Source organism: Litoreibacter sp. (assembly GCF_058136045.1).
Genome location: NZ_JBYVDD010000004.1, coordinates 36092 through 60425, shown reverse-complemented (window position 1 = coordinate 60425; position 24334 = coordinate 36092). Strand labels below are relative to the sequence as shown.

Below are 24334 nucleotides of genomic sequence, written 5' to 3'. Positions count from 1 at the left end.
GAACTTATCCTCTAAATGTCTAAAATTTTAGCATATCCCTCAAACATCCACATCCTCAACAAACTTCGCATTTTGCTGAATATACTCGAACCGCAGTTCCGGCTTTTTGCCCATGAGGCGCTCGACCAGATCGGCGGTTTCTCCCGGCTCGTCTTCTTGCACGGTGATGCGGATGAGTTGGCGGGATTTTGGGTCCATGGTGGTTTCTTTGAGGTCTTTTGCGTCCATCTCGCCCAAGCCTTTGAACCGTTGCACGTCGATTTTACCGCGTCCGCCCAAGCCTTTAGCAAGTGCGGTGTCTTTGGCGGCATCATCCGCGACGTAGAGGCGGTTTGCGCCTTGGGTGAGGCGGTAGAGCGGTGGGCAGGCCATGTAGAGGTGGCCTTGGTCAATCATCGGGCGCATTTGCACGTAGAAGAAGGTCATCAGCAGTGAGGCGATATGCGCGCCGTCCACATCGGCGTCGGTCATGATGATGATTTTCTCGTAGCGTAGGTCTTCGACGTTGAAGCGCGTGCCCATGTTAACGCCAAGGGCCTCGCAAATATCGGAAATTTCTGAGTTGGAATGCAATTTGGAGGAGGCCGCGCCAAGCACGTTGAGGATTTTGCCCTTGAGCGGCAGCAGCGCCTGATTGACCCGATTGCGCGCGCCCTTGGCAGAGCCACCCGCGCTGTCACCTTCCACGATGAACAGCTCGGTGCCTTTGCGGGTCTTCGAGGTGCAATCGGTAAGCTTGCCGGGCAGGCGCAGCTTCTTGGTGGCAGATTTGCGCGAGGTTTCTTTTTCTTGCTTGCGGCGCAGGCGCTCCTCTGAGCGCAGCACAAGGAAATCAAGGATTGCGCCGGCCGATTTGGTATCGGAGGCAAGCCAGTTGTCGAAATGGTCGCGCACAGCGTTTTCCACTAGCCGCTGAGCCTCGACTGTGGCGAGGCGGTCCTTGGTTTGGCCGACGAATTCCGGCTCACGGATGAAGCAAGAGACCAGCGCACAGCCGCCTGTGGTCAGGTCGTCGCGGGTGATTTGCGCGGCTTTTTTGTTAGAGATTAATTCGCCGTAAGCTTTGATGCCTTTGAGGATGGCGGCCCAAAAGCCGCTCTCATGCGTGCCGCCCTCGGGGGTGGGAACGGTGTTACAGTAGCTTTGGATGAAGCCATCGCGCGCAGGTGTCCAGTTGATGGCCCACTCGACCTTGCCGGGGACTTGGAAGCGGGATTGGAAATCGACGGTGCCTGCAAAGGGGTTTTCCGCGTAGGTGGTGGATTTGCCAAGGGTTTCGCGCAGGTAATCGGACAGGCCGCCGGGGAAGTGGAAGGTGGCGTCTTTTGGGGTTTCACCGTCGTCGATCTCGGTTTTCCAGCGGATTTCAACACCAGAGAAGAGGTAGGCCTTGGAGCGGATGGATTTGAACATGCGCGCAGGCTTGAAGCGGTGATTGCCGAAAATTTCCTCGTCGGCGTGAAAGGTGACGGTGGTGCCGCGGCGATTGGGGGCCGCGCCGATTTTCTCGACCGGGCCAAGTGGGATACCGCGAGAGAAGCGTTGCTCGTACAGCTCTTTGTTGCGTGCAACCTGCACGATCATGCTGTCAGACAGCGCGTTAACCACGGAGGCACCGACGCCGTGCAACCCGCCGGAGGTCTCGTAGGCGTTGCCGGAAAACTTGCCGCCTGCATGAAGCGTACAAAGAATGACCTCGAGGGCGGATTTGTCGGGGAATTTGGGGTGTGGATCAATCGGGATGCCACGCCCGTTATCGCGGATGGTGACGGAGTAGTCGGCGTTTAGTGTGACCTCGATGCGGTTGGCGTGGCCTGCGACGGCCTCGTCCATGGAGTTGTCGAGAACTTCTGCCACAAGGTGATGCAGCGCGCGCTCGTCGGTGCCGCCGATATACATGCCGGGACGTTTGCGCACAGGCTCTAGGCCCTCAAGGACCTCGATGGAGGAGGCGTTGTAGTCGTCGTCTTGGCCGCCAGAGAGGAGATCGTTCATACCGCTGCTCGTTTTTATTTGATTTGCGCGCGATTATGGCAGAGGGGACGCGGCGGGGAAAGAGGTGGTTCGTTTGGAATTTTGTTAACGCATGTAGGCTATGCGACAATAGTTTTGTCGACTTGGCGCGCTTAAAGGTGTCAGGTGGCAACGCGTATATGCAAAGGGGAAAGCATGAAATTTCGAATGAGCATTATGGCGGGCGTCGTTCTGGCACTGGCGGGGTGTATCGACACCTATGGCGAGAGCAAAGATTTGGGGATCGTTAAAACCATCAATGGCAAGGATTACCGCGTCATTCAAAGCACCAAACGGTCGAAAGAATACGAGGGGGGCACGGAGACAGTGAGCCGTGTGTTTTTACTCTATCCGGTTTGGATGCCGCCCTCGGAGTATCATGGCTCGAATGCCGTGTCGGAGTGCGAGGAAGGGAGTGCGTCTTTGTGCGGGCGTAAATTCCAGTCGAGCGTAGATTTTCATACTAAATATGAGCCAAATCGGCTGCGAAGCCCGAAAGAGCGTATAGCGCGGGCGGGTGCAGCCCAAGCCGGCGGTAGCGGTGATGGCGGTGAGGGTGACGGGCACTGACACGGAAATGAGTGGAATGCCTCTCTGACTTGCGGGGCAATTCTGTGCTTGAAGTAACGGGTGGGAGGCCATTGCAGATTGCAGTGGCCTTTTGGCTGTCTTGGGTGAGGAAACGGTGCTTGGTTGACCTAGCTCAACGCACAATTCCTCTGGTGTTGTAATATCTTAAATGCGGGAACGGGCTACTGGACTCACCTTGTAGAAACATGCTCGAAATTCTCGATTACTGTGGAATCCTCCCGCAATGGAAAGGGAAATAAATGCTTCGAAATATTATAATGGCAGGTGCGGTGCTGATGCTGGCAGGCTGCTTTGAAACCTATGATGACTATAAAGACATTGGGGTGATGTACACGTTCGGGCAGAAGGATTACCGCGTCGTTCGCAGCAGGGTCACGGAAAAGGACCGGGGCAAGACGATAGTGTCACACACGCTGTTTTTGTACCCCGCGGATATGCCGCCGTCTGCGTATCGCGGCGACCTGAATGCCACGGGGCAATGCAATCTCGGCAGCGAGGCGAAATGCCAAAAGTCGTTTCGAACCCAGTGGGAAGCTGAAGAGAAGTTGGACGCCCAACTGTTCGGCAATGAGGACGATGGCGGCGGTCACGGCCATTAGTGGCGAGGGTTTGAGGTGAACAGGCTTGGGGCCGCCTTGGAAATCGGGGCGGCCTTATGCGTCGTAGAATGCGTCACACCCTAGAGCTTGGCGCAGCGGCGTTTGATGCGTTTGAGGCGTTTTTGATAGGTGGCGTTGTTGTCCTTGGTCCACATTTTGCCCTGAATTTTCATACAGCGTTTGATGTCGCGAGAACTGTTTTGCAGCCCGTCAGAGGCGACGGAGGCCACGGCTATACTAATGCCTGCAATGGCAGCAGTCAGGATGACCCAATCGACGACCACTGCGCCGCAAGTGTCGGCGAAAAAGCGGGCAATCAGGGTGCGCTTCGGTGGGGTATATGCGGTTTTTATCATTGTACTGCGATCCTCGTAAAATGCCCAACAGGGGCGGGCCCCTTCAATATTGGGGCCAATTCTTAGCTAATTGTTGCTATTAATGCCCGATGATCTGGGCGTTACTTTGGCGGAATTTAGGCCATGTGAAAGCTGCTAGTCACCACTTGCCGGAGCATGAAATTCAGCCTACGGCTAGGGCATGACGTTCTCTCAACACCTTAAAGCTGTACTGATTCTAGGCCTGCCCTTGGTGGGGTCACACCTTGCGCAATTCTCGGTGCATCTGGTCGATGCGGTGATGCTGGGGTGGTACGATGTGACGGCCTTGGCGGCGAGCGTTTTGGCGGGCACCTTCTACTTTGTGTTGTTCATTATGGGGGCGGGATTTGCCTTTGCCGTGATGCCGATGGTGGCGGAAGCGTCGGCTTCCGACAATGACGTTCGCATCCGGCGTGTGACCCGCATGGGGTTGTGGTTGTCGCTGATTTATGCGGGCGCGGTGTTGCCACTGATGATCTGGTCGGCACCGGTTTTGCGCGCGCTGGGTCAAGAGGATTTACTGTCGGAGTTGGCGCAAGACTATCTTGGCATCGCGAGCTGGGGGTTGATTGCAGCGCTGCTGATTATGGTGCTCAAAAGCTACCTTGCCGCGTTGGAGCGCACGGCGGTGGTGTTGTGGGTGACGATGGTGGCCGTGGCGGTGAACGGGGCGTTGAATTACGCGTTTATTTTCGGCAATTTTGGCGTCCCGGAGATGGGATTGCGCGGCGCGGCGCTGGCCTCGGTGATCACAGAAGTGGCGTCGCTGCTGGTGTTGGTGGCCTATGTGGCGCGCGGGCGAGGCACCCGTGCACATGCGATATTCCAGCGCATTTGGAAGCCCGACCCGGAGGCGATGCGCGATGTGTTCAAGCTGGGCTGGCCGATCGGGTTGACGAATTTAGCTGAGAGCGGAATGTTCACCGCCGCCTCGTTGATCATCGGGTTGATCGGGGTTTTACCGCTGGCTGCCCACGGGATCGCGCTGCAAATCACCGCTGCCACGTTTATGGCGCATGTGGGCCTGTCGCAGGCGGCAACTGTGCGTGCAGGTCGCGCGATGGGCTTGGCAGATTGGGGGCGTCTGGCGGGTGGTGCGCGCGCGGTCATGACCCTGTCGATGGCAGTTGTGGCGATGACCATGTTGGCGTTTTTGACGATACCAGAGGTGCTGATGTCGGGCTTCTTGGCCCCCGGAGACATCAACCGAGAGGTAATTTTTGTCTATGGAGCCAGTCTGTTAGCGGTGGGCGCATTGTTCCAACTGGCGGATGCGGGGCAGGTTATGGCGTTGGGCCTGTTGCGCGGCATTCAAGACACGCGCTGGCCGATGTATGCGGCGGCGTTCAGCTATTGGGGCGCGGGCGTGCCGGCCAGCTATGTGCTGGGTATCACCTTCGGGATGGGCGGCGTTGGCGTGTGGCTGGGGCTGGTTCTGGGGCTGGCGTTGGCGTGTGTTTTGCTGTGGTGGCGGTTCGCGCGACGGTTCGCGGAGTTGAGCGCCAGTTAAGGTGCAGGCCACGCGGGGGTGACGCAAATGCAGGCCTCGCTCAGGGCGTCGGGCTGGTGCTTGATGCGCGCGGGCAAAGCGTCAGGGTTCACCTGATCAGGCAGATAGATCATGCAGGTGACGGTGGCGCGCCCGAGCGTCCAGTGCCGCATTAGCTGACTTTGCGAATGGCGCTCCTCGCCGGGGCCAAACAACGCGGCAAGCCCATGGGCCGCGCGGGCATAGTTGATACGGTAATCACCCGCGCCATGGAGGGTAAACCACAGGCATTCGGGCGGCGTTCCAGTGGCGCTGCTGGGGCTGGTTTGAATTTGTGGTCCGTGATCAACATGGGGAATGAAGGGCCGGGTTGAGGGAAGATCGCACAGGTCGATCTGGTGATCCCACGGGGCGGGGCGGCTGCCATGCTGCGCAGCAATTTCATGTACGGAGCTGCGAAACGCGATGTCGCAGGCATCGAGATGCGCCCAAAGCGCGGCTTGTGTCGTGGCCGGTTCGGAGCGGCGTCCCGTGAAGGGCCACATAGGGTTATTGGTCCCCTTTGAGCAACCGGTCGGCTTTCTTGCGCACTAATACCGAGCGCAGGTCATGCATCGCCAGAAGCAGCGCGTCGGTGACCTCTTCGAGTTGGTCCTCCTCGCTGCGGGTTTGCGCCCAATGCGTGGTCAGGTTCAGGTAGTCGATGGCGCGGTAAATATCGTCGATGTCGCGGGTTCCAAGCACGGTTGCGCGCTCTTGCATCCAGTCCTCAATGACTTCCAGCTCGTCGGCGCTTAGCTCGTGGTCGCCATGCGGCTTGATTTGCCCGTTGCGAATGTTGACCACCGCAATCTCGGACATCTCAATGCGCCGTTGCCGGTTCTCTGTATCCACCCGAAACACGGTGGCGCCGTTCTCGCGAACGCGAAAATAAAACTCTGGAAGCTCGCCTGACATATACTCGGTTGACCCGTTATTGGTGGTTTTCCAGAGGCTAGCACAAGCAAGTCGGGTACGGAAATGCTGATTTGCTCGGGGCGTGTCAAGTTTGCCGATTGCCAAAAGGGCGGGCGTTGTGAAGGCGCATGTTCGGTCTGAGCATTAGCCACGGATCGAGAGCAAAACAATCTTGGTGATTTGATCTATCTCGCGGTGAGAGGGGCGGCTTTTTTGCACGATGATCCGCCAGTAGAGCGGGGCTATCAACATGTCGAGCGCTAGCCTCCGGTCGGTTGTCGCAGGTAGTTCACGGCGCTGGATTGCGTGCTCAAGCACGATTTCGGCCTGCGCGCGGCGCTCTTTGGTGACGCTGTTCAGAAGCTCTGCCAACTCATCCGAGCGGGCATGTTCGGCGTGCAGATCGGGCAATATGCGCCGGATAAGCGGGTGGCGCAGGGCGATTGCGAACTGCCGGATAAGGCGCGAGACATCACCGTCAAGAGAGCCGGTGTCCGGGATTGGGGTGATCGTCAGAGCGGTGGCGCGCACGCCGTCGTAGGCAAAGTCGCGTTTGGTTTTCCACCGTCTGTATAGGGCGGCTTTGCCCACGCCCGCACGGGTCGCGATGCGCTCCATGCGCAAGGAGGCATAGCCCGTCTCGGACCATTCCTCAAACAAGGCGCGGTGCAGCGCATCGGTGACAGATGTTTGCAAAACAGCGGCACCAGCCGGGCTGCGTGGCGGTTTCTGTGAAGAATTGTCGTTAGAACTGTTGCGTTCCATCGTGACTTCCTTTATTGCGATGATACGCTACCGTATCGACGTATTTCATGCGGTTCAAGCCCTAACCACCGAGGGGATATCATGTCCGATCAGAAACCTGTTTCAAGTTTTGGTGCCATGCTGCGCGCGGCGTTGGGCGAGGTTGTATCGAGCCGCGCGGGCACAGGTTTTCTGGCAATGTGTTCTGAGGATATCGTGTTCCAGCTTCCCTATGCGCCAGCCGGGCTTGTGCGCGAGGTCCGGGGCAAAGCCCAACTGGCGGCCTATATACAAAAGGTTGGCGAGTTGATCGCCTTTGATGTGATGAGCATGCCGGTCACGCATGCCTCGGTGGATGGCGAAACCTTTGTTCTGGAGTTCTCGTGCAAGGGGCACGGCATGCTGAGCGGTGGCGACTATGATCAGGACTATATTTCAGTTATCCGCGTTCGCGGCGGCGAAATTGTTCAATATCGCGATTACTGGAACCCCCTTATTTTACTTGGCGCCGTCGGCGGCAGCGCGCCTTTAGTGGCGCATTTTCAGGAGTTTACCAATGATTAAACCTATCCTTGTCACTGGCGGAACCGGCAAGACCGGCCGCCGTGTTGTTGCGGGTTTGCGCGAGGCAGGCGAGCGCCCGCGCATCGCAAGCCGAACCCCGAAAGCCGCGGGCGAGATACGCTTCAACTGGCAAGATCCCGCAAGTTTCGAAGGGGCATTTCACGGTGTAGGGGCGGTTTATCTGGTGGCGCCGACCGATACGTTCGACAGCATTGGCGCCATGCAACCAGCCCTTGAGTTTGCGCGCAAGGCGGGGGTCTCGCGGTTCGTTTTGCTGAGTGCATCCTCGCTTGAAGAGGGCGGTGCGATGATGGGGGCCGTGCATGGGTGGCTGCGTGAAAATGCACCTGAGTGGGCGGTCTTGCGCCCGTCATGGTTCATGCAGAACTTTTCCGAGGGGCAGCATCTTGCGCCGATAAGGGATGAATCGGCGGTCTTCTCGGCGACAGGTGACGGGCGCATCGGCTTCATTGATGCCGCAGATATTGCCAAATGCGCTGTGGCGCTGCTGAGGGCCGAAAAAATCGAGAATTCGGATTACATTTTGACCGGACCCGAGGCCCTTTCCTATGATGATATCGCCGCAGTTTTCTCGCGCCATTTGGGGCGCAACATAGCGCATCGGCGCTTGGATGTGGCGGGAATTGCAGGTCGTTTTGAGGGGCTGGGGTTTCCGGCAGATTACGCACAGACCCTTGCGGGGATGGATGAGGTGATCTCGACGGGGGCGGAGGACCGCACGACGGACAACCTGCGCAAAATCACGGGCCAAGCTGGGGCGAGTGTTGACGATTTTGTGGCGCGCCATGCCGCTGTCTGGCAGGGCGTTTAGGCCGGTTTGTTATGGCGTAGGTTTTGCGCCCAATTGCGTGGCGTAGCGGTGCCATGAGTGGGCGGCGCGGGTGTTGATCGGTTTGCGCACGGCCACCGCGCTGAGGGTTTGCACTGCGCGGGTGTTTTCCTCGGGGTGCAGGCAGGCGTCGTTCCACGCAAGACCCGCCATAGCGAGCAAGTCGCGGGTGGTTTGCTCGGGCGTTGTCACAAGGTCTTCGTAATTGATGGTGTGGACCCGATCGGGCAGGCGGGTTTGCCAGAAGGCGGCTATATCGTCGAAGCTGTCTTGATAGGCGCGGATATCGGCAAGGTTGTAGCTGAAGGTCTGTTTTCCCGGCTGAAAAACCTGACGCAACAGGGATAGCGCGTTGCCATGCGGGTTGCGCTTGACCACGATGATGCGCGCATTTGGCAGGGCGGCGGCAACTGCGCCCATATAGACCGCGGTCTGGATGGATTTGTCGGTGATGCGCGCGGCCTGAGGGTGGCGGGTTTGAGCGGCATCTACATAGGCGTGGCCGAGGGTTGCAAGGTTTTGAGGCGTTAGATCTAGCTTGTCAGCAGGCTGGTTTGCGAGATCACCAAGGATGCGGCGCAACTCAGTGCCGAAAATGGCCATCTCACCGCCGCCGGTGACATCGGGGTGGGCGGAGAGGATTTGCTCGACCAGCGTGGTGCCAGAGCGCGGCAGACCGGTGATAAATATCGGCGCGGCGGTGCTGGCCTCTGCGGTGGGGGCCGCAGGGAGGGAGGCAAACGCGCGCTTGTATTGGGCCAATTGGCTCAGGCGGTCTTGGATATCGTAGGGGTGCAATTTGCGCATAATGGCGTTGGCGCGCAGCAGGTGTTTGAAGGACTGATCGGGCTGATCCAGGTCATCGAGGGCTTTGGATATCGCAAAGTCCAGATGCGCGGCGGCGGCGGAGTTGGACTTGGTTTTGGTGCGCGCCTTGCGCATCTTCCCCAGTAAGGGATCGCCTTTGGTGAACCGGTGTTGCGCGCCAAGCAGGCGGTATAATTCGCCATCGGCGGGATTGGCCTTGATCGCGGCGAGCAGGTCGGTGCGGGCCTCGTTAAATTGCCCAAGGGCTTGGTGAAGGACGGCGCGTTTGGCCAGCAGGGGGGTGGTTTTTTGAGCACCATCAATTAGGTGGCCAAGCGCGGCAATCGCCGCAGTGAAATTGCCCGCGCCTTCCTCGACCTCGGCGCGGAAGGCCATAAGTTGTGGCGAGGATTGAGTTGCATTCAAGGGGGGCAAATCTTGCAGGGCAGCGCGGTCTTGCCCAAGGGCATGAAGCAGGCGGGCGCGAAACAACTTGAGGGTGCCGTCATTGGGGGCCTCAAGTATGGCCTGAGAGATCGACTGCAACGCCCCGGATAGGTCTCCGGCAGCGGCCTGCTTGCGGGCGTTGATGACTTTGTGATCGAATTGGCTCACGTCACAGGCCTTTCAAATTGTCGAAGCAGCCAGAGGTGGCAAGGCGGTGCGTCTGGTAGTCGTCACCCCCGCCCGCAGCCCATTGGGCCGAGGCGGGGGTGTGGTTTAAGTGAGCGCTGCGCAGAAAGTTTGGATGCGGGTGCAAGCCTCGCGCAGGTTCTCATCCGAGGTGGCGTAGCTGACGCGGAAATTCGGGCTGAGGCCGAAGGCTGCGCCGAACACCACTGCGACGCCGTATTCTTCCAGCAGGGCGGTGGCGAAAATCTCGTCATTTTCGATTTTGGTGCCTGCTGGCGATGTTTTGCCAATGCAGCCCGCAATCGAGGGGTAGACATAGAACGCGCCCTCGGGTGTTGGGCAGGTGAGGCCCTGTGCCGCGTTGAGCATCTCGACCACCATATTGCGGCGCCGCACGAATATCTCGTTGTTGGGAGCAAGGAAGTCTTGCGTGCCATTCAACGCCTCGACCGCGGCCCATTGGCTAATAGAGCAGGGGTTGGAGGTTGATTGGGATTGCACCTTGCGCATCGCGCTGATCAATTTTTCTGCACCACAGGCATAACCAATGCGCCAGCCCGTCATGGCATAGGCTTTGGAGACACCATTGCAGGTCAGGGTGCGCTCGTAGAGTTGTGGCTCTACCTGTGCGGGGGTGCAGAATTCGAACCCGTCATAGGCGAGGTGTTCGTACATATCATCGGTCATGATCCAGACCTGCGGGTGGCGCAGCAGCACGTCGGTTAATTCTTTCAATTCGTCCCAAGTATAGCCCGCGCCGGTGGGGTTGGAGGGTGAGTTGAAGATGAACCATTTGGTGTTGGGCGTGATCGCGGCCTCGAGCTGCGCGGGGGTCAGTTTGAAGTTGTTCTCTAGTGTGGCCTCGACCGTGATCGGGGTGCCGCCCGCCAGCAGCACCATATCGGGGTAGGACACCCAGTAGGGGGCGGGGATCAGGACCTCGTCGCCCTCGTTCAAAGTGGCGACAAAGGCGTTATATAAGGTTTGCTTGCCGCCAGTGCCGACGGAAACCTGCGCGGGGGTATAATCCAGCCCATGATCGCGTTTCATCTTGGCGCAGATGGCGTCTTTCAGCTCTGGAATGCCGTCGGGGGCTGTGTATTTGGTTTTGCCAGCCGCGATGGCAGCAACGGCGGCGTCTTTGATGTTTTGTGGCGTGTCAAAATCCGGCTCGCCAGCGCCAAGGCCGATTACGTCCTTGCCCGCGCGCTTTAATTCAGCCGCTTTTTGGGTGACGGCGATAGTGGGGGAAGGTTTTACGCGGGACAGAGTTTCGGACAGAAAGGACATGTGACGCCTCGTCAGGTTGAATTATGGACAATTCGGTCTTACGGATAGGCCCCGACGCATTCAAGCGATAACGCCCCTTGGAGGATGCCCCACATGGACGACACGGACGCTTATTTCGGCAATGACAGTGCAACTTTTGGCGACCGCGTGGCCGCCGGGCGCGAGGCGCAGGGGTTAAGCCAAGAAGAACTGGCCAAAAAGCTGGGCGTGAAATTGAAGACCATTCGTGGCTGGGAAGACGACGTGGACGAGCCGCGCGCAAACAAGCTGTCGATGCTGTCGGGGTTGTTGAACGTGTCGATGCGCTGGCTGCTAACGGGCGAGGGCAGCGGGGTCGAGGGGCCAGTTGACGGGGTGGAATTGTCCGGTGATGTGAAGGATATTTTGCTGGAGTTGCGCCGCACTAAGGCTGAATTTTCGCGCTTGGCGGACCATTTGGGCCAGCTAGAGAAGCGTTTGGCCAAGTCGTTGAAGACCGTATCATGAGTGAAGTTATGAATGAAATTGGGCCTACTGGTGAGCCGCGCGAGATTAAGCTACGGCGTTTGAAGTTGCGCTCGATGCGGCGCGGGATCAAGGAAATGGACCTGATCCTTGGCGGGTTCGCGACCCACGCGCTGGATAGCCTGAGTGATGATGATCTGGCTTTGTACGACGAAATGCTAAGCGAAAATGATCACGATATGTATGCCTGGGCCTGTGGACATGTGCCCGCGCCGGACAGGTTTTCTGGTTTGATCAAGCGTGCTGTGACGGAGTCTCAGGTCTTCTGATCAAGTTTTTACGCAAATTTGCGCGCGTTTAACCGTTTATTGGTGATTCTCCGGCTACTTCGACTGCAAGAGCAGAAGTAGTCGGAGAGATCAATGAGTATGCAAAAACCACTTGCAAGCCCGCAGGCCCGCCTTTTTATGACGGGATATTTAGAAAGCCTAGCCTTGGTGGAGCGGCTACATCGGTTGCTATTGGACGTCATCAAGGATGAGTTCGAGCGGCTTGGTATCCTAGATATCAACTCCGTGCAGGCACTGTTGTTGTTTAATATTGGCGAGAATGAAGTCACCGCAGGTGAGTTGAAGTCACGCGGTTACTATCAAGGCTCGAACGTGTCGTATAACCTTAAGAAGTTGGTGGAAATGGGCTATATGCACCATCAGCGGTGCGAGATTGACCGCCGATCCGTGCGTGTGCGCTTGACCGAGCGGGGTCGCAACGTGCGCGACAAGGTCGGAGAGCTTTTCGAGCGTCATGCCATTGGCCTAGAGGAAAAAGGTATCCTTGGGAATGATGGGATCGACATGATCAACCACTCGCTACACCGGATGGAGCGTTATTGGTCAGATCAAATCCGCTATATTTACTAAGGCTTATGGCTAACTGTTGTGATCTTCTTGAGTAGTGTGGGCAGACGACATCTTAGCTTGCCTATGGGGAGTTTCGCGGGGCCGATATCCGGCGGGATTCAATCTGGGAGAGCCTAATTCTGGCGCGGTGAGATTGCCAAAACGACAAGGTGACAAGGCCAACAAGCAAGACGATAGATATCACATAGGCGGACAACACTGTGTCCGCGTGTTTCCCTAGATCAGGTAGCATCTGTGATCCTTTTTATACGCCATTGCGTGTTCGGCATTATCCAAGTCTTTCGCGTGAGATGAGTGCTCCGGCGCGGCGCAGTCTGATTTCGGTTCTTGTCCGCAGAAGGACGAGGGCAATAAACAAGAGGACGAAGCCGGTCAAGGATACATAGAGAGGGGACGAGAATACGTCCGCGACGTGCTCTTCCTTATCCAGAGATAACGATGCGCCTTGGTGCAACCCTTGGTTCCAGAAGTTGACCGCATAGCGCGATAAGAGGGCGAAAACCGAGCCGACGAGGCATAAAATTGATGTGAGGTCTGCGGCAGTGTCGGGGTTCTCGATCGCGGCCCAAAGAGCCATGTAGCCAAGGTAGAACAAAAACAAGATGAGAAAAGAGGTCAGGCGCGGATCCCAAGCCCAATAGGTTCCCCACATTGGTTGCCCCCAAATGGCGCCGGTAATCAGTGCAATAAGGGTCATGGTTAGGCCAATCGGGGCGGCAGCTTTGGCTGCCAGCGCCGAGACATGGTGGCGGCGGACCAGCCAGATCAGCGAGGTGACCAGCATCATGATCCACGCATTGATGGCCAGAAATGCAGATGGGACGTGGAGATAGATGATTTTTACAGTTGCCCCTTGGCGGTAGTCATCGGGGGTAAAGAAGAAACCCCAAATCAGGCCAGTTAAAAGGCATGCTAAAGACAGCAGCGCCACCGCTGGCAATAACTTGCTAGAGGTCTGCATAAAGCGGGTTGGATTTGCGTATTCCCAGATCGACATGGGGTAGTGTTATGGGATGGTTTGATGCGGGGCAATGGAATTTGCGCAGGGCGTAGTGTCGCGTTGGCCAAGGTCGGGGCATTCACGGGATGAGGTTTTAGCGCAGATTCATCCGAAGTGCTGCGGCAGAGGCAAAGGGCAAGAGGGCGGCAGAGCCCGCTGTGATTGCCGCGAGGAAAAGTAGCGGAGTGGTCGCGGGTAAGCCTTCGGCCCCGCGGCGCACGGCTTCGGCTCCGAAAATCAGGGTGGGTATATAGAGGGGTAAGACCAGTAGTGATATCAGCAGCCCGCCGCGCTTTAGCCCAACCGTGAGTGCTGCGCCGAATGTGCCAAGCACGGAAAGGGCTGGGGTGCCAAGGGCCAGCGATGCGACCAGCCAGACTGTGGCTTGGCTGGGCATGCTTAGGAAAATGCCCAAGAACGGCGCGATGAGCGTAAGGGGCAGGCCGGTAGTTAACCAGTGCGATAGTGCTTTTAGCAGTGCTGCGGCTTCGAGGGGCAGGGGCGATGTGGCGAGCAAGTCGAGTGTGCCGTCCTCGAAATCGAGCTGGAAAATACGGTCCAGCGAGAGTAGGCATGAGAGCAATGCACCGACCCATAAGATGCCGGGCGCAATGCGTGACAAGGTTGCAGAATCCGGACCGACACCAAACGGGATCAACACCACGAGAATCAAAAAGAACGCCAAGCCAAGGCCAAATCCGCCCCCCGCACGGGTGGCAAGGGTCAGGTCGCGGCGCAGGAGGGCAATCATGACAGGGCCTCGTCGAGGAAAGGGTCATCCGAGGGGGTGTCCAGCAAGGCGGCACGGAAGGGTGAAATGTCGAGCACGCGTGCCTTGGGAAGGCCAAGGTCGATATGGGTCGCAAGAATTGCGGAGCCGCCCGTGCCCAGATGTGTGGTGACTGCGGCGGCAAAACGCGCGACGTTTTGGGCGTCGAGCGAGACGGTCGGCTCGTCCAGCGCCCAGATAGAGCGCCCAGTTAGCATAAGGCGCGAGAGTGACAGGCGGCGTTTTTGCCCGGCGGACAGGTCTTGGGCGCGGCGCGTGAGCAGGGTTTCCAGATCGAATGCCATGATGGCGGGGGTAATATCGTGGGTGCCAAAGATATCTGCCCAGAATTGCAAGTTTTCGGCCACGCTGAGTTGTGCCTTTAGCCCATCGGCATGGGCCGCATAGGCGACATCATCGGGTGAGAAATTTAAATCCCCCGCAACGGGGGGCGTTAATCCGGCAAGGCAGCGCAGCAAGGTGGTTTTGCCTGCACCGTTGGGGCCGCGCAAAATTATGGCCTCGCCAGCCGCGACGGTAAAGGTCACGCCGGACAGTACGGTTACTTCGCCTCGTTTGCAGGCCAGGTTTTGGACGCCAAAATTCATCTCCCTAGGGGTAGCGTATCGTTTGGCGGACGAAAACAGGTAAAAATGTATGCAATAGTATACCAAAACACCTCCAGCGGCGTGATGCCCCCTTGATTGCCCATAAAACTTAAGGCATGACCACTCCAGAGACCGCATTTTATGCCATTTTCGGGAGTTCCAGCTATGCCTATTGTCGTAGGACAAGACACCGCCAAGACCCGCCGCACCCTCACAGCAGGCGGCAAATCTTTTGCCTTTTATTCGATCAAAGCCGCCGAAGAGGCCGGCCTTGGTGATTTCTCTAAACTGCCAGCCGCGTTGAAAGTGGTGCTAGAGAACATGTTGCGCTTTGAGGATGGCAAGACCGTCACAGTCGAGGATATCAAGGCATTCTCGGATTGGGCTAAACTGGGTGGCAAAAACCCAAAAGAGATCGCCTACCGTCCAGCCCGCGTTTTGATGCAGGATTTCACCGGCGTTCCAGCCGTAGTTGACTTGGCTGCGATGCGCGATGGCCTTGTGGCTTTGGGGGGCGACGCTGAAAAGATTAACCCGCTGAACCCGGTTGATTTGGTCATTGACCACTCGGTCATGATCGATGAGTTCGGCACGCCGCGCGCATTCAAGATGAATGTTGAGCGCGAATATGAGCGCAACCTTGAGCGCTATACCTTCCTGAAATGGGGTCAAAACGCCTTTAACAACTTCCGCGTTGTGCCCCCCGGCACAGGTATTTGCCACCAAGTGAACCTTGAGTATTTGGCCAAAACCGTTTGGTCCGACACGGATCAAGCTGGCGAAATGGTTGCATATCCTGACACGTTGGTGGGCACGGATAGCCACACAACCATGGTAAACGGCGCGGCCGTTTTGGGTTGGGGTGTTGGCGGGATCGAGGCTGAGGCTGCGATGCTGGGTCAGCCTATCTCGATGTTGATCCCTGAGGTTGTCGGCTTTGAGTTAACTGGTGCTATGGTCGAGGGTACAACTGGTACTGACCTTGTGCTGAAGGTTGTGGAAATGCTGCGCGCCCAAGGTGTTGTTGGTAAATTCGTTGAATTCTACGGCGCTGGGTTGGATAATCTGCCATTGGCGGACCGTGCAACGATTGCCAATATGGCACCGGAATATGGCGCGACTTGTGGGTTCTTCTTGATCGACAAAGAGACCATCCGCTACCTGACCAATACAGGGCGCGAAGAAGAGACCATCGCATTGGTCGAGGCCTACGCCAAAGAGAACGGCTTCTGGCGCGACGCGGATTACGCGCCCGTTTATACGGACACATTGAGCCTAGATATGGGAACGATTGTTCCTGCGATCTCGGGCCCGAAACGCCCGCAAGACTACATTGCCCTGACCGACGGTCAGTCAGCGTTCCACGACCAAATGAAGAACACTTTCAAGCGCCCAATGGGCAAAGAAGTGGCTGTGGCTGGTGAAGATTACACCATGGAATCGGGCAAGGTTGTGATCGCGTCGATCACGTCATGCACGAACACATCGAACCCTTATGTGATGATCGGTGCGGGTCTTGTGGCGCGCAAAGCGGCTGCATTGGGCTTGGATCGTAAACCTTGGGTGAAGACATCTTTGGCACCGGGATCACAGGTGGTTTCGGCCTATCTGGAAGCGGCTGATCTGCAAAAAGATCTGGATGCGATTGGCTTTAACCTTGTGGGTTATGGCTGTGCGACATGTATCGGCAACTCTGGTCCTATCCAACCTGAGCTGTCTGCGGCGATTTCTGAGGGTGACTTGGTTGCGACATCAGTTTTGTCGGGCAACCGGAACTTTGAGGGGCGGATCAGCCCTGATGTGCGGGCCAATTATTTGGCGTCTCCGCCATTGGTTGTGGCCTATGCTTTGGCCGGTACGTTGGACATTAACTTGGCCACAGACGTGATCGCGCAAGACAAAGACGGCAATGATGTCTACCTGAAAGACATCTGGCCAACGACGCAAGAAGTTGCTGAAATGGTTGAGAAAACCGTGACCCGTAAAGCGTTCCAAGAGAAATATGCGGACGTGTTTAAGGGCGACGAGAAGTGGCAGGGCGTCGAGACGACTGACAGCCAGACTTACGACTGGCCTGCGGCATCGACCTATGTGCAAAACCCACCTTACTTCCAAGGCATGTCTAAGGAACCGGGTGTAATCTCGGATGTGAAGGATGCCAAAGTTTTGGCGGTTCTGGGCGATATGATCACCACGGACCACATCTCTCCGGCGGGCGGATTTGCTGAGACCAGCCCAGCGGGGCAATATCTGATAGAGCGTCAAGTGGCACCGCGCGAGTTCAACTCTTACGGGTCGCGTCGTGGTAACCACGAGATCATGATGCGCGGTACATTTGCCAACATTCGCATCAAAAACGAGATGCTGGACGGCGTTGAAGGTGGCTACACCAAAGGGCCAGACGGCGCGCAGGCTGCGATCTTTGATGCGGCGATGGCGTATCAAGAACAGGGTACTCCGCTGGTGATCTTCGGTGGCGAGCAATACGGCGCGGGGTCTTCGCGGGACTGGGCGGCGAAAGGCACGGCATTGCTGGGCGTGAAAGCCGTGATCTCGGAAAGCTTCGAGCGTATTCACAGGTCTAACCTGGTGGGCATGGGCGTTATCCCGTTCGAGTTCACCAATGGTGATACACGCAAATCTTTGGGCCTGACCGGTGAAGAAACCGTGTCGATCATGGGCCTTGAGGGCGATTTGAAGCCACTTTCCGAGGTGCCTTGTGCGATCACTATGGCGGACGGTGAGGTGAAAAACATCACGTTGAAGTGCCGGATTGATACTGCAATCGAGAAGGAATACATTGAGCATGGTGGCGTGTTGCACTACGTGCTGCGCGATCTGGCTGCGTCCTGATTGACTTGAAATACCTAGTTTGGCCCGCCGTAATTGATTTTGCGGCGGGCTTTGCATTTTACGGGTGACGAACGCCGCGCAGGTTGGCACAATGGCGCGATGAAAGGTTTTCCTGATCTCCCGCCTTTGTGGCTTTTGCTGTTCCTTGCGTTGAACTGGGCTGTTGCCCGCGTGCTGCCCGGCGCTGTGAATTGGACCCTGTTAAGCGTGTTGAGCTGGGGGTTTATCGCAGTCGGCTTGGTGCTAATCGCATGGTCAGCATGGTGGTTTTGGCACCACAAAACCCCGATTGAGCCGCATCACGCGCCTAAATCGCTGATCATTGAGGGGCCGTACCGCCTGTCGCGCAACCCGATTTATCTGGCGATGGCGATTATCCTTGGCGGATCCATTCTGGGGCGTGGGCAGGTGATCTGTTTGGTTTTATTGCCAATTTTCGTGGTGATCCTCAACCGGCGCTTCATTGTGGCGGAAGAGGCGGGGCTTAGGGCGGCATTTGGCGCGCAGGCTGAGACCTATTTGCAAAAGACCCGCCGCTGGGTCTGACGTATTGCTCGCAAAGGCTTGATTGGCGCGCGAGGGGGTGACACCCTAAACAGGAAAAGACACAGATGGGATACCTAGACACATGATGAAGCGCTTAACCACCGCCGCCGTTGCCGCCTTGATGCTGGCCCCTGCCTTGCCCGCCGTGGCGGGTGGCCCCGTTGTGGTGGAGTTGTTTACCTCGCAAGGCTGCTCGTCCTGCCCGCCAGCGGATGCGATTTTGGGTGAACTGGCCGGGCGCGATGACGTGATCGCGTTGAGCATGCATGTGGATTATTGGGACTACCTTGGCTGGGCGGATGTTTTTGCCAAGCCTGCCCATACCGAGCGGCAGCGTGGCTATGCCCATGCGGCCCATTCGACCATGGTTTACACGCCCCAGATGGTTATTGGCGGACGTGATCAGGTTGTAGGCACCAAGGCCATGCAACTGGCCGATCAGATAAACAAGCACAAGAATATGCCTGCTCCGGTCACGTTGAAGCTAAGTCGCGATGGCAGTGGCGCGCTGCATATTGAGGCGCGGCGCACTGGCGATGTCCCTCGGAAAATGCTGGTGCAATTAATCCGCTACCTGCCAGAAGAGCATGTGGACATCCTCACGGGGGAGAACGCAGGCAAGACCATAACGTATCGCAATGTTGTGGCAAGTCTGGAGGCCATTGGCAAATGGAACGGCGACCGCGCCCTGAGTTTGACGGCCGAGACCCTTGGGGATGATCCGTCAGTGGTGCTGATTCAAGAGGGCTCGTTTGGCCCCATTTTAGCCGCAGCGCGTATCGACTGACGCTGTTCGGCCTGCTCGGGCTTCCAGCGCCGGTGAATCCAGAACCACTGATCCATATGCTGGCGCGCCAATGCTTCGAGTGAATTGTTGAGCTCTTGGGTCATTTGCAGCGGTGTGCTATGCGCGATAGGCGCCTCGCAGATGACCTCGAAATCAAGACCATTTGGCTGGCGCACCCCATAGGTAGGGATGACTACGGCGTTGTATTTCAAGGCCAATTCGGCGGCAGAGAGCGCGGTTGGCGCAGGTTTGCCGAAGAAGGTTAGATCCGCGCCATCCCACATATATTGGTCCACCAAGAACCCCGCCATCCCGCCGCCACGCAGAAACCGGATCAATCCGGCCAAGCCTTGACGGCCACGCGCAAACACTGGCGTGCCGACGGTGCTGATGGCTGCGACGTAATGCGGGTTGAAGTAGGCATTGTTCATTTCGCGATAGAGCGCGCCGACGTTAAAACCCGCCGCAATCAAGGCCGCACGGGGCGCGTCATAATTGCCAAAATGGCCAGTCACAAGAACCACGGGGCGGCCCTCGGCATGGGCTTTGTGCAGCTCTGCCACGCCCTCGCCGGTTAGGGGCGCGTGTTTGAAGCGGTCGGTAAACCCTTTGCCCGAGAAAATCTCGATCAGGGTGCGGCCAGCGTTGTCCGGGACCGCGCGCACGAGGCGCTCTACCTCAGGTTTTGGCAAGTCGGGGCAAACATAGGCGAGGTTTGCGCGCACGCGTTTTGAGTAGCCCGCGAGCGGGGCTATCACGCGCGAGACGACCCAGCCCGCCATTGGCACCCGCCAGCGGTACGGCACCAGAAGCGCCAAGCCGATGATGGCGCGAATGGCCAGATAGGTTGCCAGTTCGACGGGGCCGCGGCGGCCTTTTGCTGTGCGTCCTAGGGCCATGATCTAGGTGGGTTTGATACGTGTTTCACGGTGCCAGACATAAAGCCCGGCTCCGACGATCACAAGCGCTCCGATATAGACCGGGGCATCGGGAAAATGGCCAAAGAACATCACGCCCCAAAGGCTGGAAAAGATGAGTGCCACATAGGTGAACGGGGCCAGCACCGAGGCCGGAGCCATGGAGAGTGCACGGATCAGTAGCAATTGCCCCATGGTGCCAAGTAGCCCGAGGCCTAGCATATAGGGCAGGTCGGAGGCCTCGAGTGGTTGCCAGAAAAACGGGACGATCACGGACAGCAGCACCGTGGCGACGGAGCCTGTGTAGAACAGCGAGGTCCAGACGTCCTCGTTTTGCCCAGCATAGCGCGTTGCCAGTGCATAGCTGGAGTAGCAAACCGTGCCGCAAAGCGTCAGCAGGGCGTAGGGGGTGAAGGCGTCTGATCCGGGGCGCAGCACGATCATGGCCCCAAGAAGCGCCACCCCCGCCGCCACCGCACGGCGCGCACCGAAGCGTTCGCCCAAGAACACTGCCGCGCCGACCATGATGAAAATCGGGCTGATTTGCATCAGGGCTGTGGTCTCGATCAGCGACATTTTCTGGAAGCCAAAGAAGAAGAACCCAGTGGTGGCCAGCAAGGCAAAAGCGCGAAAGACCTGTAGTCCGGGGCGTTGGGTGCGCGCGACCGTGCGCAACCGTGGCGCGACAAGCAAGGTGACCACCACCATTTGCACGGTGTAGCGCGCCCAGAGAGCCTGGATCGTGTCCACGCGGGTCGAGAGCGTCTTGGCGCAGACATCCATCAAGGTGAACATTAAGGTGGCCGCGACCATCAAGGCGATGCCGCGCGCGATATTATTTTGCGCCATGAGTTACGCGGTTTTCGGCGCGGATTTGGGCAAGCCAGTGCCGATCATGGCGTCGCGGGTGACCAACGTGGCCAATTGTGTGGCGTCCATGTTTTGCGTGCCCTCGGGGCGCGCGGGCAGCACGATATAGCGCATGTCGGCAGTGCTGTCATGGACGCGCAGGGTCGTTTGCGGCGGCAGATCCACGCCAAATTCACGCAGCACCGCCCGCGGCTCGCGCACCGCCCGCGAGCGATACTCACGGGTTTTGTACCAATCAGGCGGCAAGCCCAGCAGGTTGCGCGGGTAGCATGAACACAGGGTGCAGACGATCAGATTATGGGTGTCGGCGGTGTTTTCGACGGCAATCAGGTGCATCGGGCCAATGTCGAACCCCATTTCGCGCGCCGCGTCCGAGGCATTGGCAAGCAGGCGGGTTTTGAAGGCGGGGTCGGTCCACGCACGCGCCACCACGGCGGCCCCGTTGGCGGGGGATCGGTCGTCCATGGCGTCGATCTGGGCCTGAATTTGGGCCGGTGTTAGCTCGCCTTTTTCGACCATCAACTCGCGGATGGCGATTTCCATGGTCTGCCAATAGCTCAGCGCCGCGTCATTGTCTTTGCGGTAGGGGTGGCCCGAGGGTGACAATGGCCCGTCATGATCATGATCATTGTCGTGGTGGTCATGGGGCATTTTGGTCAATCCAATGCGCGTAAATTTCGGCGTCGAGGGTGTCTTGCGGGGCTTCTGCATCGGGCCAGATGTGACCCATCTCGAAACGCACACGGTAGAGCGTGCGGGTCAGGGCAGGGACCATGTAGGCCAGTTGCTCGGGGTTTTTGAACGGGCCGAGGACGCGTTCCACAATGCCGGTTTTGCCGCGCAAGTAATGCGGCGTACGGATATGGCCGAGGGGGGACATGGTTTTGATCCGGACAGTTGTGCCGACATCAAGGGTCATGATTGCGCCGCGCCATAGGTGTCACCGCGGGCTTTGACTTGTTCCATCTTGGTGCCGAGTTCTTCGAGCGAATACACCCCTGCTTCCAGCAGGTTATGGTTCAGGGCCGCGACCCACCGCTCGTAATAGCTCATGTTCTCAAAGGCTTGCTCGCCCATGTCTTCTAGGGCGCGGCGCAGCCCGTCGACGGTGAAATGCCCGCGCATTTGGCCAAGAATAACCAGTGCGTCGACGCGCTTTTCCCAGATTGCAAAGTCGTGGCCCTCCATCGGGACGGAGCCAGCGGCGTCGCCGCCCATGTCGTGCCAGCGGCGCGCAGGGTCGTTAGACTTTGGTGAGAAACTCATCCGTTATCCTTTCGCCAAGGCGTCGATCTGCGGGGCCATTTGGGGCATTGGAAAGCCGGCGTTTGCCAATGTGTCCAGGATGGTTTGGGTCGGCTGTTTCCCTGCCTGTGTGAAGGCCCAAACGATGGCGGATCTTGTGCCGGAGGCGCAGTAGGCCAAGACCTTTCCGTCAACTTTTTGGGCCGCGACATTGTCCATATTCATTTGCCCCATGACGATCGGGTTGTTGGAAAATCCCATGCCAGCGGCCACTGCGGCGGCTTTGATATCGTCGGGTTTGTCGCCCGGCATGCTTTCGCCCTCGGGGCGGTTGCACAGGATATGGGTGAAGCCCTCGGCCTTGATCGCGTCAAAGTCGGAGGCGTGAATCTGCGGGGTTACGGCGAAGTCGGGGGAGAGTGTGCGAATGTCCATGGGTGTCCAAATACTGCGGGGCGGGGTTTGCGTCTAGGGGGCTTTGAAGCGCTCGGCGAGGAAGCGTTGTAGGGCGTCAAAGGCGCGGCTGTCGGAGATGGCGGCGAATTGCATGCCGCGCGCGGGGTCTTGTGCGTTTGGGTTGGTGAAGGCGTGGCCGGTGTGCCCGAAGGCCAGCAATTGCCAGTCGTCGCAGTGTTGCGACAGCTCTTCGGTCAGGGCTACGGTTTGTGCGGGCGTGGCCAGCGGGTCGTCCCAGCCGTGCAGGACCAAGACCGAGGTGTTCATCTTTTGGCAGCCGGAGGGCGGCGCGTCATAGACCCCGTGGAAAGGCGCGACACCCGCCAGTTTGGCCCCGGAGCGCGCCAGATCCAGCACGGATTTACCGCCGAAACAAAAGCCCATGGCGGCGATGCGGGTGGCGTCGGCCATGGGCAGGGTGCGTGCGGTCTCCAGCGCGGCTTGCATGCGCACCAACAGCGTCGCGCGATCGGCTTGGAGCACATGCATCATGTCGCGCGCCTCGGCCTCGTCGCGCGCAGTGCGACCCTCACCGTAGTAGTCCAGCGCGAAGCCGATGTAGCCCAAACTGGCCAGCCAGTCGGCCTTGCTGCGGGTGAAATTATCCAACCCGCCAAACGCGGGTGCGACCATGACCACGGGGTGTGGGCCCTGATGTGTCGGCTGTGCGACATAGCCAATGCATTCGGTGTCGCCTGCCATGTAGCGCTGTTCAGTCATCTAGATTTTCTCCTGCGTGTATTTGCGCAACTCGGCGCGTGCAACTTGGCGGCGATGCACCGCGTCGGGACCGTCCGCAAGGCGCAGGGTGCGCAGATGCGCCCATTGACGCGCCAGCGGAGTGTCTTGGGAAATCCCGCAGGCCCCAAACATTTGCACGGCTTGATCGGTGATCTCGAGGGCGATGCGCGGGGCCTCGACCTTGATCTGGCTGATCCACGGAGCGGCGGCGCGCGCATCGCCCTGATCCATCATCCACGCGGCTTTCAGACACAACAGGCGGGCCTGCTCGATCTGCATACGGGCATTGGCGATATAGTCGAAATTGCCGCCGAGCTGGGCCAGTTTCTTGCCAAAAGCCTCGCGAGACAGGGCGCGTCGGGCCATCAGTTCCAACGCTTTCTCGGCCATGCCGATGGCGCGCATGCAATGGTGGATGCGACCCGGCCCGAGACGGCCTTGGGCGATCTCGAAGCCGCGACCTTCGCCCAGCAACATGGCGCTTGCGGGCACGCGCACGTTCGTAAAGCGGATGTGCATATGGCCGTGCGGGGCCTCGTCGTCGCCATAAACCTGCATGGCGCGCAGGGTTTCGATACCGGGGGTTTTGGCGTCCAGCACGACCATCGAATGTTGTTGGTGTTTCGGGCCGTCAGGCGCGGTGCGCACCATCACGATGTAGACTTTGCAGCGCGGATCACCTGCGCCCGTTGCCCACCATTTCTCGCCGTTCAGGATGTAATCATCGCCGTCGCGCACGCAAGACAGCGCAATATTCGTGGCGTCAGAGGAGGCAACGTCCGGCTCGGTCATCAGATAGGCGGAGCGGATGTCGCCCGCAAGCAGCGGCTCCAGCCATTGCTGTTTCATCGCGTCAGAGCCGTATTTCTCGAACACTTCCATGTTGCCAGTGTCGGGCGCGTTGCAGTTGAAGGTTTCAGGCGCGAGGTGGGCTTTGCCCATTTCCTCGGCCAGATAGGCGTATTCGACGGTGGACAGGGCGTGCCCGGCGACGGGCGACCACAGGTTCCAAAGCCCGCGCGACTTGGCTTGTGTCTTTAGGCCCTCGACGATTTCGCTTTGGCGCGGGGTGAAGCTCCAGCGATTGCCGACCTCAACTTGGGTGAAGTACTCTGCGTCTAGTGGTGCAATATCATCACGCACCATTGTGGTGACTGCGGTGCGGATAGGGGTCAATTTTGCGCTGATGCCTAGGTCCATGACGTGCCTTTCTGGATTTTGGACGAGGGTCTGCGCGCGGGCGGCGCTTGTCAATTGTGCAAAG

30 protein-coding genes are annotated in these 24334 nt (G+C 58.3%); 11 read left to right on the top strand and 19 right to left on the bottom strand.

All coding sequences use genetic code 11. The features are described from left to right. Nucleotides 1-39: 39 nt before the first annotated feature. Nucleotides 40-1995: a DNA topoisomerase IV subunit B gene (gene parE / locus AC3Y7R_RS05670; RefSeq protein WP_490041054.1), complete on the bottom strand. Its 1956-nt coding sequence runs from the start codon at nucleotides 1993-1995 to the stop codon at nucleotides 40-42. A gap of 174 nt (nucleotides 1996-2169) precedes the next feature. On the opposite strand from parE, the gene AC3Y7R_RS05665 reads away from it, so the two are divergent. After that, nucleotides 2170-2583 (top strand): hypothetical protein, encoded by a 414-nt coding sequence (locus AC3Y7R_RS05665; RefSeq protein ID WP_490041053.1) that lies wholly within the window; start codon nucleotides 2170-2172, stop codon nucleotides 2581-2583. 260 nt (nucleotides 2584-2843) lie between these two features. Next, a complete protein-coding gene (locus AC3Y7R_RS05660; RefSeq protein ID WP_490041052.1) occupies nucleotides 2844-3203 on the top strand; it encodes a hypothetical protein in 360 nt (119 codons plus the stop codon). A gap of 80 nt (nucleotides 3204-3283) precedes the next feature. Here AC3Y7R_RS05660 and AC3Y7R_RS05655 read toward each other — a convergent pair whose 3' ends face one another. After that, nucleotides 3284-3559, bottom strand: coding sequence for a hypothetical protein (locus AC3Y7R_RS05655; protein ID WP_490041051.1), 276 nt, complete (start codon nucleotides 3557-3559; stop codon nucleotides 3284-3286). 181 nt (nucleotides 3560-3740) lie between these two features. Between AC3Y7R_RS05655 and AC3Y7R_RS05650 the strand changes: the two genes are divergently transcribed. Continuing rightward, a complete protein-coding gene (locus tag AC3Y7R_RS05650; protein ID WP_490041050.1) occupies nucleotides 3741-5090 on the top strand; it encodes an MATE family efflux transporter in 1350 nt (449 codons plus the stop codon). Here AC3Y7R_RS05650 and AC3Y7R_RS05645 read toward each other — a convergent pair. From AC3Y7R_RS05645 to AC3Y7R_RS05635, 3 genes are all read right to left on the bottom strand, one after another. Then, nucleotides 5087-5614, bottom strand: coding sequence for a hypothetical protein (locus AC3Y7R_RS05645; protein WP_490041049.1), 528 nt, complete (start codon nucleotides 5612-5614; stop codon nucleotides 5087-5089). The two genes, AC3Y7R_RS05650 and AC3Y7R_RS05645, sit on opposite strands and share 4 nt — an antisense overlap. 4 nt (nucleotides 5615-5618) lie before the next feature. Further along, a complete protein-coding gene (locus AC3Y7R_RS05640; RefSeq protein ID WP_490041048.1) occupies nucleotides 5619-6026 on the bottom strand; it encodes a hypothetical protein in 408 nt (135 codons plus the stop codon). Nucleotides 6027-6170: 144 nt separating this feature from the next. After that, nucleotides 6171-6791 carry a TetR/AcrR family transcriptional regulator gene (locus AC3Y7R_RS05635; RefSeq protein WP_490041047.1) on the bottom strand — a complete coding sequence of 207 codons (621 nt, stop codon included), beginning with the start codon at nucleotides 6789-6791 and terminating at the stop codon, nucleotides 6171-6173. A gap of 81 nt (nucleotides 6792-6872) precedes the next feature. Here AC3Y7R_RS05635 and AC3Y7R_RS05630 point away from each other — a divergent pair, with 81 nt between their 5' ends. Together AC3Y7R_RS05630 and AC3Y7R_RS05625 are read left to right on the top strand one after the other, a co-directional pair. Next, on the top strand, nucleotides 6873-7334 hold the full coding sequence (locus tag AC3Y7R_RS05630; RefSeq protein WP_490041046.1) for a nuclear transport factor 2 family protein: 462 nt from the start codon (nucleotides 6873-6875) through the stop codon (nucleotides 7332-7334). Further along, the gene (locus tag AC3Y7R_RS05625) at nucleotides 7327-8166 is read left to right on the top strand and encodes an NAD(P)H-binding protein (protein ID WP_490041045.1); all 840 of its coding nucleotides are present in this window, start codon (nucleotides 7327-7329) and stop codon (nucleotides 8164-8166) included. Before AC3Y7R_RS05630 ends, AC3Y7R_RS05625 begins: the two co-directional genes overlap by 8 nt. 9 nt (nucleotides 8167-8175) lie before the next feature. On the opposite strand, the gene AC3Y7R_RS05620 is transcribed toward AC3Y7R_RS05625, so the two are convergent. Beyond that, nucleotides 8176-9606 (bottom strand): tetratricopeptide repeat-containing sulfotransferase family protein, encoded by a 1431-nt coding sequence (locus AC3Y7R_RS05620; RefSeq protein WP_490041044.1) that lies wholly within the window; start codon nucleotides 9604-9606, stop codon nucleotides 8176-8178. A 105-nt stretch (nucleotides 9607-9711) separates the two neighbouring features. Continuing rightward, the gene (locus AC3Y7R_RS05615; protein ID WP_490041043.1) at nucleotides 9712-10914 is read right to left on the bottom strand and encodes a pyridoxal phosphate-dependent aminotransferase; all 1203 of its coding nucleotides are present in this window, start codon (nucleotides 10912-10914) and stop codon (nucleotides 9712-9714) included. Between the two features lie 93 nt (nucleotides 10915-11007). Between AC3Y7R_RS05615 and AC3Y7R_RS05610 the strand changes: the two genes are divergently transcribed. The 3 genes from AC3Y7R_RS05610 to AC3Y7R_RS05600 all read left to right on the top strand — a co-directional run bounded on the left by AC3Y7R_RS05610 (nucleotide 11008) and on the right by AC3Y7R_RS05600 (nucleotide 12278). Next, nucleotides 11008-11400, top strand: coding sequence for a helix-turn-helix domain-containing protein (locus AC3Y7R_RS05610; RefSeq protein WP_490041042.1), 393 nt, complete (start codon nucleotides 11008-11010; stop codon nucleotides 11398-11400). After that, nucleotides 11397-11687: a succinate dehydrogenase assembly factor 2 gene (locus tag AC3Y7R_RS05605; RefSeq protein ID WP_490041041.1), complete on the top strand. Its 291-nt coding sequence runs from the start codon at nucleotides 11397-11399 to the stop codon at nucleotides 11685-11687. The genes AC3Y7R_RS05610 and AC3Y7R_RS05605 overlap by 4 nt, the downstream gene beginning before the upstream one ends. 93 nt (nucleotides 11688-11780) lie before the next feature. Further along, on the top strand, nucleotides 11781-12278 hold the full coding sequence (locus AC3Y7R_RS05600; protein WP_490041040.1) for a MarR family winged helix-turn-helix transcriptional regulator: 498 nt from the start codon (nucleotides 11781-11783) through the stop codon (nucleotides 12276-12278). A gap of 61 nt (nucleotides 12279-12339) precedes the next feature. Here AC3Y7R_RS05600 and ccmD read toward each other — a convergent pair whose 3' ends face one another. The 4 genes from ccmD to ccmA all read right to left on the bottom strand — a co-directional run bounded on the left by ccmD (nucleotide 12340) and on the right by ccmA (nucleotide 14655). Next, nucleotides 12340-12510 carry a heme exporter protein CcmD gene (gene ccmD, locus AC3Y7R_RS05595; protein ID WP_490041039.1) on the bottom strand — a complete coding sequence of 57 codons (171 nt, stop codon included), beginning with the start codon at nucleotides 12508-12510 and terminating at the stop codon, nucleotides 12340-12342. A 36-nt stretch (nucleotides 12511-12546) separates the two neighbouring features. Further along, nucleotides 12547-13275: a heme ABC transporter permease gene (locus AC3Y7R_RS05590; protein ID WP_490041038.1), complete on the bottom strand. Its 729-nt coding sequence runs from the start codon at nucleotides 13273-13275 to the stop codon at nucleotides 12547-12549. Between the two features lie 97 nt (nucleotides 13276-13372). Further along, on the bottom strand, nucleotides 13373-14029 hold the full coding sequence (gene ccmB, locus AC3Y7R_RS05585) for a heme exporter protein CcmB (RefSeq protein WP_490041037.1): 657 nt from the start codon (nucleotides 14027-14029) through the stop codon (nucleotides 13373-13375). Further along, nucleotides 14026-14655 (bottom strand): heme ABC exporter ATP-binding protein CcmA, encoded by a 630-nt coding sequence (gene ccmA / locus AC3Y7R_RS05580; RefSeq protein WP_490041036.1) that lies wholly within the window; start codon nucleotides 14653-14655, stop codon nucleotides 14026-14028. Before ccmA ends, ccmB begins: the two co-directional genes overlap by 4 nt. A 165-nt stretch (nucleotides 14656-14820) precedes the next feature. On the opposite strand from ccmA, the gene acnA reads away from it, so the two are divergent. The 3 genes from acnA (at nucleotide 14821) to AC3Y7R_RS05565 (ending at nucleotide 18841) form a co-directional block, all read left to right on the top strand. Then, complete coding sequence (gene acnA / locus AC3Y7R_RS05575; protein ID WP_490041035.1) at nucleotides 14821-17508, top strand: aconitate hydratase AcnA; 2688 nt, start codon at nucleotides 14821-14823, stop codon at nucleotides 17506-17508. Nucleotides 17509-17607: 99 nt separating this feature from the next. Further along, nucleotides 17608-18054 (top strand): methyltransferase family protein, encoded by a 447-nt coding sequence (locus AC3Y7R_RS05570; protein ID WP_490041034.1) that lies wholly within the window; start codon nucleotides 17608-17610, stop codon nucleotides 18052-18054. A gap of 85 nt (nucleotides 18055-18139) precedes the next feature. Further along, on the top strand, nucleotides 18140-18841 hold the full coding sequence (locus AC3Y7R_RS05565; protein ID WP_490041033.1) for a DUF1223 domain-containing protein: 702 nt from the start codon (nucleotides 18140-18142) through the stop codon (nucleotides 18839-18841). On the opposite strand, the gene AC3Y7R_RS05560 is transcribed toward AC3Y7R_RS05565, so the two are convergent. From AC3Y7R_RS05560 to AC3Y7R_RS05525, 8 genes are read right to left on the bottom strand one after another with little or no spacing between them, the layout of a single operon-like run. Beyond that, the gene (locus AC3Y7R_RS05560) at nucleotides 18793-19740 is read right to left on the bottom strand and encodes a lysophospholipid acyltransferase family protein (RefSeq protein ID WP_490041032.1); all 948 of its coding nucleotides are present in this window, start codon (nucleotides 19738-19740) and stop codon (nucleotides 18793-18795) included. The two genes, AC3Y7R_RS05565 and AC3Y7R_RS05560, sit on opposite strands and share 49 nt — an antisense overlap. Before the next feature lie 3 nt (nucleotides 19741-19743). After that, a complete protein-coding gene (locus AC3Y7R_RS05555; RefSeq protein ID WP_490041031.1) occupies nucleotides 19744-20607 on the bottom strand; it encodes a DMT family transporter in 864 nt (287 codons plus the stop codon). 3 nt (nucleotides 20608-20610) lie between these two features. Then, on the bottom strand, nucleotides 20611-21279 hold the full coding sequence (gene nthA, locus AC3Y7R_RS05550) for a nitrile hydratase subunit alpha (protein ID WP_490041030.1): 669 nt from the start codon (nucleotides 21277-21279) through the stop codon (nucleotides 20611-20613). Continuing rightward, nucleotides 21269-21547 carry an SH3-like domain-containing protein gene (locus tag AC3Y7R_RS05545; protein ID WP_490041029.1) on the bottom strand — a complete coding sequence of 93 codons (279 nt, stop codon included), beginning with the start codon at nucleotides 21545-21547 and terminating at the stop codon, nucleotides 21269-21271. Before AC3Y7R_RS05545 ends, nthA begins: the two co-directional genes overlap by 11 nt. Beyond that, a complete protein-coding gene (locus AC3Y7R_RS05540) occupies nucleotides 21544-21894 on the bottom strand; it encodes a ScnB-like protein (protein WP_490041028.1) in 351 nt (116 codons plus the stop codon). Before AC3Y7R_RS05540 ends, AC3Y7R_RS05545 begins: the two co-directional genes overlap by 4 nt. Before the next feature lie 3 nt (nucleotides 21895-21897). Further along, complete coding sequence (locus AC3Y7R_RS05535; RefSeq protein ID WP_490041027.1) at nucleotides 21898-22308, bottom strand: protein tyrosine phosphatase family protein; 411 nt, start codon at nucleotides 22306-22308, stop codon at nucleotides 21898-21900. A 33-nt stretch (nucleotides 22309-22341) separates the two neighbouring features. Then, complete coding sequence (locus AC3Y7R_RS05530; RefSeq protein ID WP_490041026.1) at nucleotides 22342-23049, bottom strand: dienelactone hydrolase family protein; 708 nt, start codon at nucleotides 23047-23049, stop codon at nucleotides 22342-22344. Next, entirely contained in the window at nucleotides 23050-24270 is a 1221-nt protein-coding gene (locus AC3Y7R_RS05525) for an acyl-CoA dehydrogenase family protein (RefSeq protein ID WP_490041025.1), read from the bottom strand. It lies immediately after the preceding gene. Between the last annotated feature and the right edge of the window lie 64 nt (nucleotides 24271-24334).

Coding starts and splice junctions, on each gene's coding strand:
- parE (WP_490041054.1), bottom strand. CDS start 1,995: ATGAACGATCTCCTCTCTGGCGGCCAAGACGACGACTACAACGCCTCC.
- AC3Y7R_RS05665 (WP_490041053.1), top strand. CDS start 2,170: ATGAAATTTCGAATGAGCATTATGGCGGGCGTCGTTCTGGCACTGGCG.
- AC3Y7R_RS05660 (WP_490041052.1), top strand. CDS start 2,844: ATGCTTCGAAATATTATAATGGCAGGTGCGGTGCTGATGCTGGCAGGC.
- AC3Y7R_RS05655 (WP_490041051.1), bottom strand. CDS start 3,559: ATGATAAAAACCGCATATACCCCACCGAAGCGCACCCTGATTGCCCGC.
- AC3Y7R_RS05650 (WP_490041050.1), top strand. CDS start 3,741: ATGACGTTCTCTCAACACCTTAAAGCTGTACTGATTCTAGGCCTGCCC.
- AC3Y7R_RS05645 (WP_490041049.1), bottom strand. CDS start 5,614: ATGTGGCCCTTCACGGGACGCCGCTCCGAACCGGCCACGACACAAGCC.
- AC3Y7R_RS05640 (WP_490041048.1), bottom strand. CDS start 6,026: ATGTCAGGCGAGCTTCCAGAGTTTTATTTTCGCGTTCGCGAGAACGGC.
- AC3Y7R_RS05635 (WP_490041047.1), bottom strand. CDS start 6,791: ATGGAACGCAACAGTTCTAACGACAATTCTTCACAGAAACCGCCACGC.
- AC3Y7R_RS05630 (WP_490041046.1), top strand. CDS start 6,873: ATGTCCGATCAGAAACCTGTTTCAAGTTTTGGTGCCATGCTGCGCGCG.
- AC3Y7R_RS05625 (WP_490041045.1), top strand. CDS start 7,327: ATGATTAAACCTATCCTTGTCACTGGCGGAACCGGCAAGACCGGCCGC.
- AC3Y7R_RS05615 (WP_490041043.1), bottom strand. CDS start 10,914: ATGTCCTTTCTGTCCGAAACTCTGTCCCGCGTAAAACCTTCCCCCACT.
- AC3Y7R_RS05610 (WP_490041042.1), top strand. CDS start 11,008: ATGGACGACACGGACGCTTATTTCGGCAATGACAGTGCAACTTTTGGC.
- AC3Y7R_RS05605 (WP_490041041.1), top strand. CDS start 11,397: ATGAGTGAAGTTATGAATGAAATTGGGCCTACTGGTGAGCCGCGCGAG.
- AC3Y7R_RS05600 (WP_490041040.1), top strand. CDS start 11,781: ATGAGTATGCAAAAACCACTTGCAAGCCCGCAGGCCCGCCTTTTTATG.
- ccmD (WP_490041039.1), bottom strand. CDS start 12,510: ATGCTACCTGATCTAGGGAAACACGCGGACACAGTGTTGTCCGCCTAT.
- AC3Y7R_RS05590 (WP_490041038.1), bottom strand. CDS start 13,275: ATGTCGATCTGGGAATACGCAAATCCAACCCGCTTTATGCAGACCTCT.
- ccmB (WP_490041037.1), bottom strand. CDS start 14,029: ATGATTGCCCTCCTGCGCCGCGACCTGACCCTTGCCACCCGTGCGGGG.
- ccmA (WP_490041036.1), bottom strand. CDS start 14,655: ATGAATTTTGGCGTCCAAAACCTGGCCTGCAAACGAGGCGAAGTAACC.
- acnA (WP_490041035.1), top strand. CDS start 14,821: ATGCCTATTGTCGTAGGACAAGACACCGCCAAGACCCGCCGCACCCTC.
- AC3Y7R_RS05570 (WP_490041034.1), top strand. CDS start 17,608: ATGAAAGGTTTTCCTGATCTCCCGCCTTTGTGGCTTTTGCTGTTCCTT.
- AC3Y7R_RS05565 (WP_490041033.1), top strand. CDS start 18,140: ATGAAGCGCTTAACCACCGCCGCCGTTGCCGCCTTGATGCTGGCCCCT.
- AC3Y7R_RS05560 (WP_490041032.1), bottom strand. CDS start 19,740: ATGGCCCTAGGACGCACAGCAAAAGGCCGCCGCGGCCCCGTCGAACTG.
- AC3Y7R_RS05555 (WP_490041031.1), bottom strand. CDS start 20,607: ATGGCGCAAAATAATATCGCGCGCGGCATCGCCTTGATGGTCGCGGCC.
- nthA (WP_490041030.1), bottom strand. CDS start 21,279: ATGCCCCATGACCACCACGACAATGATCATGATCATGACGGGCCATTG.
- AC3Y7R_RS05545 (WP_490041029.1), bottom strand. CDS start 21,547: ATGACCCTTGATGTCGGCACAACTGTCCGGATCAAAACCATGTCCCCC.
- AC3Y7R_RS05540 (WP_490041028.1), bottom strand. CDS start 21,894: ATGAGTTTCTCACCAAAGTCTAACGACCCTGCGCGCCGCTGGCACGAC.
- AC3Y7R_RS05535 (WP_490041027.1), bottom strand. CDS start 22,308: ATGGACATTCGCACACTCTCCCCCGACTTCGCCGTAACCCCGCAGATT.
- AC3Y7R_RS05530 (WP_490041026.1), bottom strand. CDS start 23,049: ATGACTGAACAGCGCTACATGGCAGGCGACACCGAATGCATTGGCTAT.
- AC3Y7R_RS05525 (WP_490041025.1), bottom strand. CDS start 24,270: ATGGACCTAGGCATCAGCGCAAAATTGACCCCTATCCGCACCGCAGTC.